Source organism: Hymenobacter roseosalivarius DSM 11622 (assembly GCF_900176135.1).
GTDB lineage: Bacteria > Bacteroidota > Bacteroidia > Cytophagales > Hymenobacteraceae > Hymenobacter > Hymenobacter roseosalivarius.
In genome coordinates this window covers 13,639-27,858 of record NZ_FWWW01000094.1, presented here as the reverse complement: position 1 = coordinate 27,858, position 14,220 = coordinate 13,639, and the positions used below count along the sequence as shown (strand labels likewise).

9 protein-coding genes are annotated in these 14,220 nt (G+C 54.9%); 6 read left to right on the top strand and 3 right to left on the bottom strand.

The window, feature by feature from the left end:
- The 6 genes from B9A24_RS22815 to B9A24_RS18005 form a co-directional block, all read left to right on the top strand.
- A partial coding sequence (locus B9A24_RS22815; protein WP_234997494.1) for a hypothetical protein occupies positions 1-324 on the top strand: 324 nt, incomplete at its 5' end.
- A 29-nt stretch (positions 325-353) separates the two neighbouring features.
- Positions 354-1,184 (top strand): hypothetical protein, encoded by an 831-nt coding sequence (locus tag B9A24_RS18025; RefSeq protein ID WP_084447410.1) that lies wholly within the window; start codon positions 354-356, stop codon positions 1,182-1,184.
- Positions 1,185-1,277: 93 nt separating this feature from the next.
- Positions 1,278-2,315 (top strand): sensor histidine kinase, encoded by a 1,038-nt coding sequence (locus B9A24_RS18020; protein ID WP_084447409.1) that lies wholly within the window; start codon positions 1,278-1,280, stop codon positions 2,313-2,315.
- Between the two features lie 193 nt (positions 2,316-2,508).
- Positions 2,509-3,537 carry a YitT family protein gene (locus tag B9A24_RS18015; RefSeq protein WP_234997492.1) on the top strand — a complete coding sequence of 343 codons (1,029 nt, stop codon included), beginning with the start codon at positions 2,509-2,511 and terminating at the stop codon, positions 3,535-3,537.
- 79 nt (positions 3,538-3,616) lie between these two features.
- Entirely contained in the window at positions 3,617-6,820 is a 3,204-nt protein-coding gene (locus B9A24_RS18010; RefSeq protein ID WP_084447408.1) for a cyclic nucleotide-binding domain-containing protein, read from the top strand.
- A 161-nt stretch (positions 6,821-6,981) separates the two neighbouring features.
- Positions 6,982-7,896, top strand: a complete 915-nt coding sequence (locus tag B9A24_RS18005) for a glycerophosphodiester phosphodiesterase (RefSeq protein ID WP_084447407.1) — start codon at positions 6,982-6,984, stop codon at positions 7,894-7,896.
- Positions 7,897-8,298: 402 nt separating this feature from the next.
- Here the strand turns inward: B9A24_RS18005 and B9A24_RS18000 are convergent, their stop codons facing one another.
- The 3 genes from B9A24_RS18000 to gyrA all read right to left on the bottom strand — a co-directional run bounded on the left by B9A24_RS18000 (position 8,299) and on the right by gyrA (position 14,192).
- Complete coding sequence (locus B9A24_RS18000) at positions 8,299-9,318, bottom strand: hypothetical protein (RefSeq protein ID WP_084447406.1); 1,020 nt, start codon at positions 9,316-9,318, stop codon at positions 8,299-8,301.
- 994 nt (positions 9,319-10,312) lie between these two features.
- A complete protein-coding gene (locus B9A24_RS17990) occupies positions 10,313-11,455 on the bottom strand; it encodes a tetratricopeptide repeat protein (RefSeq protein WP_084447404.1) in 1,143 nt (380 codons plus the stop codon).
- Positions 11,456-11,633: 178 nt separating this feature from the next.
- Entirely contained in the window at positions 11,634-14,192 is a 2,559-nt protein-coding gene (gene gyrA, locus B9A24_RS17985) for a DNA gyrase subunit A (RefSeq protein ID WP_084447403.1), read from the bottom strand.
- Positions 14,193-14,220: the final 28 nt, after the last annotated feature.

The following is a 14,220-nucleotide window of genomic DNA, read 5'->3' as shown; positions in this document are numbered from 1 at the left end:
AGCAACAGACTTGGTCTTCTTGCTGGTGGGCAGTATGTTAAGAATTACCGGCGAAGGACTTCCCCGAAAGATCTGCGTAGCAGTTATTTCGATGCGGCGATTTTAGATTCCATGCTCAAGAACTGCAACTGCGCCGGCCTACGCTTTTACTTAGCAGATAGCACGCGGGACGCAGAGAAGAGACAAACCCACATGGTGGTGGTAAGAGTAGATGCCGCGGGTAAAGACATTGATCTGGGAAATAAAACGCTTTCCCCGGAATATAAATTGGGAATAAGCGCTGAGAGGTGCCCTGACAACTGTGGTGGATCTTTTGTAGATTAATCAAGTATCGCCGTATTGCATAAAATAAAATGGATGCCTGGGTCGCACTTCACCAAATCAATCGGGTATTGGAAGCTGCGTCAGTGCTGCCCTTCGCCTGCGCCTGCCTGCGGCGGCGGCATATTCCGGCCCAGCTCCGGTTGGTGTTCTATTATGTGGCTGCGAAGGTCGTTCTCTTCCCGCTGGATACGCTAAGCCGCATCACCATTCATAACAACGTGTATCTTTTCCACCTGACGACGGTGCTAATGGTAGTATTGCTGGGGGGTACCTATCAGCGTCTGCTGCCGCCGGGGCGGGTACAGCGCCTGATTCGGGCCAGTATAGCCGTGTTTCTGCTCGTGGCCGTGCTGGATGCGACCCTGCTCAATGGCCTTTTTACGGATGTAAACAGCTACGCGCACGCCCTGGGCTGCTTTATGCTGGTCACGCTGGCCATTATCCATGTGGTTTATCTGACGCGCAGTTCCCCGTTCGAGCTGGAGCAGCAGCCGGAGTTTTTTTTAAGCGTCGGCATTCTGGTGTACTGCTCCTGCTCGGTGGTTACCTACGTGGGCATCAATGTACTGTATAGTGCCGGCTACGACGTGGCCACCAATATCCGCTTGGATATGCTCCTGAGCAGTCCCGACACGTTTCTGGCCGCCGTCCAAATGGCCTTGTTTGCCTGGATGTTTCGCTTTTCTCCTTTGAGTGTGCCAGCCGGCGGCGCCCTGCCGCGCTGGCTGCACTATAGCCGCTGGGGGCGCCGGCCATATCGGCTGCTCGGACAAAAGCTTCCGGCGCTGTTGCCGGTCGTCTTCCACCCGCTCACCCCTTCCGCTATGTCTGAAGCAGTCCAGCTTCTCCAGAATAAATGAGGGGAGCGGGGCGGCTGAATTTGCCCCCCGGATGCTTACCTTAGAACCCGTCGCTTCGTTATTTTTTTACGCTGCGCTTAGCTGGCTAGTGCCATGCCCGACGTCCTGATTCCCTTTCTGCTCGTTGGCCCCATCCTGCTGCTGCTGGCCCTGGGCATCGTGACCATTCTGATTCGGGAGCAGCGCCGCCGCCTGGTGCAGGAGCAGGAGAAGCAGCAGATTCTGGCCCAGCAAAATGAGCAGCTGGAGCAGCAGGTAGCGGCCCGCACCGCCGAGATTGTCGCCCAGCGCAACAACCTGGAGCAGGCATTGGCGGAGCTGAAAACGACGCAGACCCAGCTGGTGCAGCGCGAGAAAATGGCTAGTCTCGGGGAGCTGACGGCCGGTATTGCCCACGAGATGCAGAACCCACTGAACTTCGTCACCAATTTCGCCGACCTGAGCGTGGAGCTGGTGGCGGAGCTGGAGGAAGAATTGGCCAGGGAGCAGCTGTCGGAACAAGGCCAAGACACCATCGAGCTGCTCCTGCGGGAGCTCATTCAGAACCAGAGCCGCATTCACCAGCACGGGCACCGCGCCGACCGCATCGTGAAAAGTATGCTGGAGCACTCGCGGGCTAGTAGCACCCAACGGCAGGCCACCGATATCAATACCTTGCTAGAGGAAAGCCTGCGCCTGGCCTACCACGGCTGGCGGGCCAAGAACAAGGATTCCAACGCGACGCTGCTCACTGAGCTGGACTCGGATCTGGCGCCGGTTCTGGTGTTGCCCCAGGATTTGAGCCGCGTCTTTTTGAACCTGCTCACTAACGCTTTTTACGCCGTGGCGGAAAAGAGCCGGCAAGCGCCGCCTGGCTACTCCCCGCAGATATGCGTGCAAACCCGCCGGGTGGGCAACACGGTGCGGGTGCGGGTGCGCGATAATGGCAACGGCATCCCGGCGGCCGTGCGCGAGAAAATATACCAACCCTTTTTCACCACCAAACCCACGGGCGAGGGCACAGGGCTGGGCCTCTCGCTGAGCTACGACATTATTACCAAAGGCCACGGCGGCACGCTCAGCGTGGAAAGTGAAGAAGGTGAATACACGGAATTTACCATATCGCTGCCTTTGGGCCCTGCCCAGGCGTAGCGCAAGTATTATTTTGCTATTCATTTAAATTAAATCGATATTTTCGGATAGTGCTCTCTGGTCTATTCCTGGTGAATACCAGCGCAAAGGGTGCCAGATCAGATTCGGTACTTTGGTGCCGGTGCTAGCGTTGAGCTCGTGACTGGCGTTTTCTGCTTTGATCCGGCAGTGGCCTCCTGCTGGCCCGCCGCCTGTGAGTATATCGGTAGTAAACATCTGGCTTTTGCTGGTGGCCATGTTGCTCGATCATCTGATTCCTGCTCGCTTTCGCACTAAACGCTACGCCCGGCAAGTAGTGGCGGTGCCCGTGCAGGACGCGGAGGCCGCCCCCGCCGACTATAAGCTGTTGTACACGTTGTCGCAGCGCTGGGTGCGCCGAACAATAGTGCAAACCTTGCTGCTGCTGGCGGGTGTTTTTTCGGCGGCACTGGGTTTGAAGGGCTTCCTGTTGCCCAATGAGTTTATTGATGGCGGCGTCACTGGTATTTCACTGCTGGTGAGTCAGCTGACAGGCATATCCCTGTCGCTGCTGATTCTGGTTATCAATATCCCCTTTATTGTCTTAGGCTACTATCAACTGGGACGCAAGTTCGCGCTCAAAACCCTGCTCACCATTCTGGCCCTGGCCGGGGCGCTGCTCGTGGTTTCCTTTCCCAGCGTCACGGATGATAAGCTGCTGATTGCCGTGTTTGGCGGCTTCTTTCTGGGGGCGGGTATTGGCCTGACCATGCGGGGCGGCGGCGTGCTCGACGGCACGGAAATTCTGGCGCTCTGGCTTAGTCGAAAGCTGCCGCTGTCCATTGGCGACATTGTGCTGATTATCAATATCATGATCTTTGGGGTCGCGGCGTGGCTGCTTTCCATCGAAACTGCCTTATACTCTATACTGGCCTACTTATCCGCCGCCAAAACCGTAGACTTCGTGCTGGTGGGCATTGAGGAATACACGGGCCTGACGATTATTTCCTTCCACAGCACGGAAATCCGGCAGATGATAACCGACAAGCTGCGCCGCGGCGCTACCGTGTTTGAGGTCACCCAGGGCTACGGTTCGCACGGTCATCAGCACCTGAAAGTAGAAGCCATTTTCACGGTCGTTACCCGGCTGGAGGTCGTGGGGCTGACCGATGAGATTCATAAAATCGATCCGAACGCTTTTGTAGTCATGCAGAGCATCAGCGATACCAAAGGTGGATTGGTAAAAAAGCGCGCGTTGCACTAAGTCATCCCGTTTTAGCCGGTCCAGCCCCAATGAAATCGGCCCGCGCCTGGTGGGGGGCATTTTTAACAAAAGATCTCTAATGGAAAAGCTAACCCGGTTTCTGGGAATACGGCCCGGCGAGACAAAGACGGTTTGGTTGTTTTTTACCCACAACTTCCTGCTGGGCCTCGGCACCATTCTGGTGTACGTGACGGCCAATGTACTGCTGCTGGAAGAAAACCCGGAGCGCAGCCTGCCCCTGGCGTATTGCGTGGGGGCCCTGGCTATGATGGCCGTGGGCAGGCTCTACGCGCACTTTGAACACTATTGGTTGCTGCGAAAGCTGGCCGTGCGCGCCCTGCTGGTGGCCGTGGTGATCACGCTGGTGCTGGCGCTGCTGCTGCTGTCGGGCCCATCGGTCATGACGGCGGTAGCCATCATGACCGGCTACCGCCTGATTTATCTGCTGACCAATCTGGAGTTCTGGGGCATGTCGGCGGTGGTCTTTAACGTGCGGCAGGGGCGGCGGCTGTTCAGCGTCATCAGCGCCGGTGATATGCCCGCCAAAGCCATTGGGGCCGTGCTGGCCGTGGTCGTGCACGCCTATAATGAGTTGTACGTGCTCTTGTTGACCGCCGGCGGGGCGTATGTGCTGGCTTCGCTGATTCAGGGGGCCACGTTTAGGTCCGGGCAAGTGGTGGCGCGGCCGGGGGTACCGCGGGGAGCCCGGCCGGTGCAGTCGGCGCTGGTACGGCAGATGTTTGGGGCCAGCCCGCTGATTCACGCCATGGGCTTGAGCCTGACGGCCATCGCGGCCGTAGCGGTGGGGGTGGAGTATATCTTCTTTGTGAACGTGAAGTACAAGCTGCAGGATCAGACGACGATTCTCCAGTACGTGGGGGGCGTTTTGGCCCTTACCTACCTGCTGGCCATGCTGTTTAAGCTGCTCTTCACGCGCCACGGCATCGACCTTCTTGGGGTGCGCTGGACCCTGGCTTTGCTGCCGCTTACGGCCCTGGCCGGTGTTCTGCTATTTGGGGCCTTGCGCGTGGCTGCCGTCGGCCCTGCTATACTGCTGGTGTACTTTGGGGGGCTTTATCTGGTGCTGGAAGTGCTGCGGCGGGCCATGTTTGAGCCGGTATTTTTGTTGCTCTTTCAACCGCTTACGCCCCTGGAGCGGCTGGAAGGCCATACGCTCGTCAAAGGTTTCTATGAGCCGCTGGGTTTAGGGTTGGGGGGACTGCTGCTGTTGGGCTTACGCGATTCTCAAGTTCTGAATGAGTGGGTGCCATTTGTGTGGATGGGACTGTTGCTGCTGGGGGCTGTTTTTCTGCTGCGGCGTACCTACTGGAAATATCTGGATGAGCTCAAGGGCGCTCTGGGCTTACGGTTTAAGGCCCCCACGGAGCCTGCTTTGCCCCCCAGCGACTACCTCACGACGGAAGAGGACGAGCCGGACAACCGTGCGGAGGAAGCCCTGCAGGCCATTGAAGATTTGCTGAAAGCCGGATCAGGCGCACTGGTACAGAACGCCGGGGCCTTGCTCGCGCATACGGATAGCCGGGTGCGCACGCGCGTGCTTAGCCTGGTGGGCCACCAGGCCGATATAGGCTTGCTGCGACGCCTGGCCCTCGACGACCCGGATCCGAAGCTGCGCGAAACAGCCAGCACCCTGGCCGGTGGCCACCCCGAGGCGAATGATTTGCTCCACCATCCGGATATGGTCGTGCGGAGGGGAGCCCTGCGGGGACGGCTGGAGAAAGCTCCCACCGATGCCCAGGCTTGGGAAAGCCTGACGACCATCCTGGCTTCCGCTGAACCCAACTCCCGCCTCTTGGCGCTGGGACTGATCCGGTTTTTGGCCCCCGAGCAGCAAAGTGAACTGCTGACGACCTGCCTGCACAGCCCAGTGCCGGAGGTAGTGCGGGCCGCCGTAACGGCCGCCGCCGATACAACCAATCCAGCCCTGACGGATGAGCTGCTGCGTTTGCTGCGCAACAAAGCGGTAAGACATGCTGTGGCCGACAGCCTGGTGGGAATTGGGGCGGGGGCGTTGCCGCGGATCAAGGAAGCGTTAACGCGGGAAACGGATGGGCGCTACCTGCATCTGCTGGCCCAGGTAGGTGCCCGGTTGGCTACCCGGGAAGCCCGGCAGGTGTTGGTGGAAGTCGCTCAGACTGCCAATCTGCACGGGCGGGCGGCCGTATTGCGGGCCTTGAGCAGCTACACCACGGTGCCCACCGAGGCGCCCCTGTTTCAGCGGCTGGTGGAGAAGGAAATGCGGCTGGCCCAGCAAGTGTTGCATGGCATGAGCGCTGCCAACGCGGAACTGCGCTCAGCCTTGCGCTACGAACTCAAAAAAGGTCAGCAGCGCTTATTCTGGCTGCTGATGCAGATATATGAGCGCCAGCATATTCTGGATGCGCAGCGCGGCGTAGCCCACTCAGCGGGCGAGCGGCAGGCCAATGCCCTGGAAATTCTGGATAACCTGATACCCCGGCCGCTCTACCAGGGCCTGCAGGCGTTGCTCGATACCGGCCGGCTGCGCGATAAGGTGCAAACCTTCGATAGCTTGTTAGGCCCCCTAACTTCCGCCGAGCTTATTCAAACTGCTATCGTGCGACGTGGGTCCTCGTCCTTCTCGGCCTGGACGATCAGCGTGGCGCTGCTGCAGTGGCACCCGAACCCGGAAACGGTGCTGTATTTACACCCGCACCTGCTGGCTGACAATATTCTTATTCAGGAGAGTGCCCTGGCCGTGTTGCGGCAGCTGCCCGTGCAGCGCCCCGCGGCTTACGACCAACTAATTTCCATTTACCCGGATTCCCATCAGCTGCTTATGACTAATCCTCACGCTTCCGCTTCCTGCGTGTCGGCGCGGGAGCGCGTCCTGCTGTTAAAAGGTGCCGCTCTCTTTGCCGAAACGCCCGAGAACGTCCTGGGTACCATCGTGCCTATCATGAAGGAGATTTCTTTTCAAGCTGATCAGGACATCTTCGGCAAAGGCACCCTGGGCAACTCCTTATTTATTGTGAGCCAGGGGGAGGTTGGAATCTTCGACGGCCCTATTCAACTGACAACGTTCCGAAAAGGCGATTTCTTTGGGGAGCTGGCCTTGTTGGATGCGGAAGCCCGGTCCGCCACCGCCGTAGCGCTGGGTCCGGTCGTGGTCTTTCGGATTGATCAGGAGGATTTCTACGATGTGATGGAAGAGTGCTCGGAGGTTGCCCGCAATATTATGCGCGTGCTATGCCAGCGCCTGCGGCTTCAGAACGAGAAAATGCTGCCCGGCGTAGCGGCGTAGGCCCGCAGTGGAGCGCTACTATCGCCGGCCTGGGCTGGAATACTAGCTGGGGGGCAATTACCGAAGGCATAAGCAAAGGCAAAAAGCAGTAAAGCAGGACTAGAGGCAGAATAAATCACGCGGTTGAGAGTTAGCCAGCGTAAACCGCGAACTTGCGGGCTATGCGTCTAACAAAACGAGCCTACCGGATAGGAGGGGGCGTACTGCTTTCGGTCGGCCTACTGGGGGCTGGTCGTCTGATTTGGGAATCTAACGCCGCCGTGCCAGGGCCGCTTATCAACCGCCACGCCGGTCATATTCAAGTGATTGGCCACGCTGGTTCCGGCTTTTTTACTCCGCTGAATCCCTTCAATCCATTGCCGCCCAGCAGCATGGCCGGCGTGGAGAAAGCCCTGGCACAGGGTGCCGACGGCGTGGAGATTGACGTGCAGCTCAGTCAGGATAGCATTCCTATTCTCTACCATGACCCCACGCTCAACACCATGACTACCGGCCGGGGCTGTGTAAGCCAACAGCCCGCGGCGGCTTTGGTGAAGCTCCCGTATCGGGGGGGATGGGGCTACGATTTGTTTCAGGACGAACGCATCGTAACCCTGGAAACGTTGCTGGCGCGCGCCGCTCGCTATCCGCAGCATCCCTATCTGCACCTCGATTTGCACGAGCACGATGGATGCGGCGAGGAATATTCCCGTTCCCCGGCATTGGTCCGGGCTCTGGCAGCATTGGTCCGTCGTTACAAAGTGCCCCCTGATCGGCTGTTTATTCTAACCACTTATCAACCAACGCTGCGCCAACTCAAGCAAGAACTTCCTCGGGTTCCGCTGGGCCTGGAGGTTGTCCAAGACGAAAACCTTATGGATGCGCTGGCGGCCGCTGAGTCCATAGGGGTGCAAGCCATCGTAATGCCCAAAGCGATGGCCACGCCTGAGCAGGTTGGGCAGGTGCAGGCCGCGGGCTTCGACGCCGTTCTTTTCGGTGGCCGTTCGGCCGGCTCCATCAGGCGCCTAGTAGCGTCCCACCCTGATGCCATTGAGGTGGATAATGTTTCCCAACTGCTGCGCACGCTCCAGCGATAGGAGCGGGCGCAGCAGCAAGGTTCCGTATTAAGGAGTGGTTGTTGCCGTTGAATCGGTTACCGGCGGCAGGGCAGTGGGGGGCAATTCTGAGCGCGGCGTCATGCGTTCGCTCTCCAGGAGTTTCTGAAGACTATCATTCTGGCTTTTTAGCTCATCGTTCTCCCGTTGCATAGCCTGAGTGCTATCCGCTGGGGTGGAAGTGGTCGTCTGTTGCGGTTCGCAGGCAACCAAGACACATAGGCTTAGAATGACGCGTAATGTGCGAGGAATCAGGAAGCTCATTTTAAAATGAAGGTTAAGGGAAAAAAAGAAGCCAGGATTTGATTAACATAATGTATATATATAGTTGGAAATTTGTAAATAAATCGTGCTGACAATAGGGCAGGGTTATCCAAGTAAATGCTAGCCAGCTAATTGCCTCCTAATCTTCTCCAATAGTATTCGTACAATCTCCACATCATCCAGATCCTGAATAGTAAGCTGCGTATCCATGCCTGGTCCAGTAATGTGGATGGTGAATAACGGATCTGAGTTTCCAGCAGTTGGCGGTATCTGAGAAGGTACTAGAGTAGCCTTTTGCATGGTGCCTCCTACAGCAGGAGGAGTATAGCGTGGTGCAGCTGCAGAGGGTATCGTTTCTGGTGTAATGGTTGTCGGTGCGCGCTCAGGAGCTACGGGGGGTATTTGTTCCGTTTCGTCCTCCAGATCGTCTGTATCTAGTCCAAACAGCGCAGACACGGCATCCTTTGCCGATACCTTTGGTACAAGACTCCCTATAGAATGAATACTATCTTGTGTTTGGTTCGTAGTTGTTTCGGAGGGTTTGGTTGAAGCTGAGGTATCTGAAGTAGCGACTGGATCAGCAACCGGCCCTACGGGTCCCCGGAATAGATTCATGGGCATGTCCGTGCTGGCTAGCTCACGTCGGGGAGGCTGTTGAGCTGCTAACTGGTCGATGTCAGCCACCACATTGCGCTCGTCCATCACCCCAACCATGCGAGCACCATCGACAAACGCCTTTGCCACATTTTGAGCATTTATCTCTTCTACGCCGAATTCCCTGATCAGCATTACATCAAGCATATGCACGGGCAACTCACGACTCCGAAATTTACGGCAGATTTGAGTGAAGAGCGGTGGATGCAGAAATGCTTCCCTATGGTATATCTTTTCTTCCTGCTTATCATAGGCATGCTTAATACGGCGAAACAAGTTCGTTGTAGTGAGTAGCTCACGCTTACTGGTTATCAGCCCAAACTTGACAGCTGATCCTAGTATAGCTTTAAAAGACCCGCTTACTTTTCTATTGAGCTTACGTGCGCATGTTTCTATAGCGCACTTACCACCAGTGTCATCAACTACTTCAGCTACTTCCCAAGCACTCAGGTAACTGGTGCGAGGATACTCAATTGTCTTAGGCATAGAAAGAGATGGTATAAATAAGTAGAGTACAAGTATAGGCAATATAAGTATATAGTAGTAGTACAAAGTATAAAAAAGCAATACCATTTACTACTTTTTTTACTTTTTTATACTTTAACAACTTATTAAAATGGTACTCTAAATGCACAAAGTACAACCATAGTTTGAATACCATTCTAATATAAGGCCGGGCAGGAGCGGGCAGGGGTTAATAAGGGGGCTATAATCGCAGTAGGAGCACTCCAGTCGATTTATTTGCCGTGATATACATTATTCAACCCTAATTCCTGACTACTTACCAAAGGACCTTAAAGAGATTATATCAATAGGGGTAAGGTTTTGAAAATGCCTGACTGAGAAATACCACTGTGTTGCATGGTGATTAAGATTCAGCAACTATTACTTTGAAGTCGAATAATGATTCATGGTATCTATGAATCATTTCCTGTTCAACAGGTTGTAATCAAGCGTGATTAATTCCAAACATAAGAAGCTTCAGTCGCTTGCCGTGGCCTAAGTAGCAGTCTTATGACTAAGATTATTCAAGATTTTTGTGTGTCTAATTCGCGGTGTGCATCATTGATCTTATAACAACACCGGAAAGCTAATGACCAGAGTTAGCGAGTATGAGTGATGACGATCAAAGTAAGCCGTAGCCGCTTTGTGGGTGTGCAACTGGATCTGAAAGCGCTGCCATATATGCACAGTGCCATAAATAAGGTAGACAAGCAAGCGGTTGTTGTTTAATTTACTCGTTGGGTAGGTAGTCTCCTCGCTAGATACTTCCTATGGCCATCTCTGATACAGGAAGTATAAGTAATGCCGCTTGCTTCTTGATCAAATTGATCATACATGACCACCAAATCTATCAACCTTATTTGTCTTATAATTTATATTATGTTAAGTAATAGTTTCAAAAACCAGCCCGAGCTACGATAAAGTAGCTCGGGCTGGTTTACAATCGCTCCCCTATTGTGGGTGGCAGAGCCTCTGACTATTTCTTCAGCGACTCTAGCTTCGTATTCATTTTCTCAGCATCGGCATTGCGACCTAGGCGAACATATACTTTCTGCAAGGAAGAAATCGTAGCCCGGTCATCAGGCTGGATTTGCAGGGCCTTCTCGAAGTGCGGCAACGCCTGCTCAAAGAACTTCTTACCATCGGCTTCCAACTTCTTGCCGGACTTCTGGTAGCTGGCCATGTCCATCTTGCTGGCCTTCGTGAAGTTCTCAGCCGCTTTATTGTAGTTATATACGCCCATGTTGAACTGAGCATCAAAATTCTCAGGATTCGTCTCAACTGCCTTGCGATAAGCAGCTAAGGCTAATTCGGGCTGCTTGTTCTGATCTAAAATGGAGCCTTTTACCGCGTATAGGTTTGAATTGGTTGGGTCAGCTGCAATGGCGCGGTCAATTTTGTCCAGTGCCTCTTTGCCACGCCCGGCCGCCAGATACATGTTCAGTTCTTCCAGCATGAATGCCTTATTATTCGGATAGGCCTGCAAAGCCTGCTGCACCACTTTCATGGCTTCCGCGTCGTTTTTTTCCTCGCGGGCAATCTGCAACAAGCGACCATACATCTGGGGCGACTTGTAATTCATCGCCTGCAGCTTACTATAGGTAGCTTTGGCCGATGCGAAATCCTGCTTGGCTTCCGCTGCATACGCCGCATACAGGTAAGCGGTCGTGTCCTGGGGCCGGATCTGCTGGGCCATCTGGTACGATTTAATGGCTTCATCGAATTTCTTGCCGTTATAGTTCTCTACGCCGGCGTTGAGGGCCAGACCGTACAGATTGTCCATTTTAGCAACAGCCTGTTTGCCAAACTCCCCATCCTTACCATCCAGCTCAATCGCTTTCTGGTAGGATTCAAAGGCAACTTTTGCCCCCTCACCAGCGCCCAGCGCTTTACCGTAGATGGGGCTGGCTGCCATGCCATCATAAACTTCGCCGCGCGTATACCAGGTTTTAGCCTTGGTAGAGGTCTTGGGATTTTGAACGGCCTTGTCGATTTCCGTGCGGGCCTTGTCAAGCGTACCCTGACGTTGGAATAGAATCGCGTTGGTGACGGCCGAGTTCTGAGCGGAGGCAGTATGGAGAGCGGCTGCCGCAACCAGGGTCAAAAGAATTTTCTTCATAGAGATGAAACGCAGGAATTAGGGTGAAAGAAAGGAATTGCTGCCCAAACGTGGAAAATCGGTGCTTGGTTCAGCTCTGGGTTGTGAGTAAAGTGGTTGAAAAACAAAAATGGCTGAAAAAAGACAGTAACAACAGAAAAACCATCATTACTATCAATTTTCAGCCAGTAAAGTCAGCTTAGTTGTCGCTAAGGTGCTCAGGATCTGTTAGACTACTCAAATCAGAGGGAGTGTCCAACGGGGTGGGTTGCCCCTCCCCGTCTACGCTTTCTCCGTTAAGGATTTCTTCCTCTTTTTCCTCAGCCGCTACTTTAGCTACCGATGAAATCTCGTCGCCCGCGCTGATCTTCAGCAGTCGCACCCCTTGCGTGGCCCGGCCAATGATGCGCAGATCAGCTACGCGTAGACGAATAATAATACCTGACTTATTAATAATCATCAAATCGTCGGTGTCATTTACGTCCTTGATGGCAACCAGCGCTCCGGTTTTGTCCGTCACCTTCATGGCCTGCACGCCTTTGCCACCACGGTTGGTGATGCGGTATTCCTCCAACTCAGAACGTTTGCCGTAGCCATTTTCGGATACGACCAGTAACTCCTGCGTCGGATCCGACAAACAGATCATACCTACTACGCGGTCATTGGCATTGGCCAACGTGATACCACGCACGCCGGCGGCATTACGGCCCATGGAACGCACTTTGCCTTCGGGGAAGCGCACTGCCCTCCCCGAACGCAAGGCCACTACTATTTCGCTGCTGCCCGTGGTGAGCTGCACATCCAGTAAACGGTCACCTTCATTGATGGTAATGGCATTGATACCTGCCGTGCGCGGGCGCGAATACGCTTCCAGGGGAGTCTTTTTCACGGTTCCTTGCTCGGTGCAGAACATCAGGAAGGTATTTTCCAGATAATCCGGGTCACGCAGACCGCGCACGTTTAATACGGAACGCACCGAATCCTCGCGGGGAATCTCGATCAGGTTCTGAATCGGACGGCCTTTGGCGTTCTTCCCTCCTTCTGGCACTTCGTATACTTTAAGCCAGAATACGCGTCCCAGCTCCGTGAAGAACAAAAGGTATTCGTGGGTGGTGGCGACGAACAGATTAGAAGTAAAGTCGTCCTGCTTGGAAGCCGCGCCACGGGAACCAACTCCTCCCCGACCCTGAGCCCGGTATTCGTCGAGGGCGGTGCGCTTGATGTAGCCTTCGTTGGAAATAGTGATGACCATACTCTCGTCGGCAATCATATCCTCCATGCTGAAGTCGCCACCGGCGTATTCAATCGTGGTCCGACGCTTATCGCCGTAGCGCTCCCGAATGTCGAGCAGCTCGTCTTTGATGATCTGCCGCTGCAACACATCCGACGCCAGCACCGCCTTGAGGTGGTCGATCAGCTTCATCAGCTCATCATATTCCTGCACGATCTTGTCGCGCTCCAGACCCGTGAGGCGCTGCAAACGCATATCCAGAATAGCGCGGGCCTGCACTTCGCTGAGCTTAAAGCGCTCGATGAGCTGAGCGCGGGCTACTTCGCCGTCGCGGGAGCCCCGAATGAGCTTGATTACCTCGTCCAGATGATCCAGGGCGATGAGCAGACCTTCCAGAATGTGGGCACGCTTTTGGGCTTCTTGTAGCTCGTAGCGGGTGCGGCGCACCACCACGTCGGCGCGGTGCTCCACGAAGTAGTAAATCAGCTCCTTCAGATTCAGCGTCATCGGGCGGCCTTTCACCAGGCACACGTTGTTGACGCCGAAACTACTTTGTAGCTGCGTGTAGCGGTACAGGTTATTGAGTACCACATTGGGCATGGCGTCGCGCTTCAGATCATACACGATGCGCAGACCGTCGCGGTCCGACTCATCGCGCAGGTCCGAAATGCCTTCGATACGCTTCTCGTTGATCAGGGCGGCGGTTTTCTCAATCATCGACGCCTTATTCACCATATAGGGAATCTCAGTCACGATGATTTGCTCTTTGCCGCTGGGCAGGGTTTCGAAGTGCGCTTTGGCCCGCATGACTACCCGGCCGCGGCCAGTTTCAAAGGCTTGCTTTACGCCTTCATAGCCGTAAATAATGCCCCCCGTCGGAAAGTCAGGTGCCGTAACGAACTCCATCAGCTCGGCAATGGTAATCTCGGAGTTGTCGAGATACGCGATGATGCCGCTGATCACCTCTGTCAGGTTGTGGGGCGCCATGTTGGTGGCCATACCCACGGCAATACCCGTCGTGCCGTTTACCAGCAGATTCGGGAACTTGGCGGGCATCACGGAAGGCTCTTCGAGGGAGTCGTCGAAGTTGGGTTGAAAGTTCACCGTTTCTTTGTCCAGATCACCCAGGAGCTCGTCGGCCAGACGCTTCAGGCGAGCCTCGGTATAACGCATGGCAGCCGGCGAGTCGCCGTCGATACTACCGAAGTTGCCTTGTCCGTCCACGAGCGGATAGCGCAGACTCCAATCCTGGGCCATGCGCACCATGGTATCATATACCGAGGAGTCGCCGTGCGGGTGGTATTTACCCAGCACTTCGCCCACGATACGCGCACTTTTTTTGTAGGATTTATTATAGGATACGCCCAGCTCGCTCATGCCGTAGAGCACGCGCCGGTGCACGGGTTTCAAACCGTCGCGCACATCTGGCAGAGCCCGGGAAACAATAACCGACATCGAATAGTCGATGTAGGCCCCGCGCATCTCATCTTCAATGTTAATCGGAATGATCTTTTCGCCTTCCGCCATAGGGAAATCTAAGTAAGCCTAAAAAAAG

Coding starts and splice junctions, on each gene's coding strand:
- B9A24_RS18020 (WP_084447409.1), top strand. CDS start 1,278: ATGCCCGACGTCCTGATTCCCTTTCTGCTCGTTGGCCCCATCCTGCTG.
- B9A24_RS17990 (WP_084447404.1), bottom strand. CDS start 11,455: ATGAAGAAAATTCTTTTGACCCTGGTTGCGGCAGCCGCTCTCCATACT.
- B9A24_RS18025 (WP_084447410.1), top strand. CDS start 354: ATGGATGCCTGGGTCGCACTTCACCAAATCAATCGGGTATTGGAAGCT.
- gyrA (WP_084447403.1), bottom strand. CDS start 14,192: ATGGCGGAAGGCGAAAAGATCATTCCGATTAACATTGAAGATGAGATG.
- B9A24_RS18000 (WP_084447406.1), bottom strand. CDS start 9,318: ATGCCTAAGACAATTGAGTATCCTCGCACCAGTTACCTGAGTGCTTGG.
- B9A24_RS18010 (WP_084447408.1), top strand. CDS start 3,617: ATGGAAAAGCTAACCCGGTTTCTGGGAATACGGCCCGGCGAGACAAAG.
- B9A24_RS18005 (WP_084447407.1), top strand. CDS start 6,982: ATGCGTCTAACAAAACGAGCCTACCGGATAGGAGGGGGCGTACTGCTT.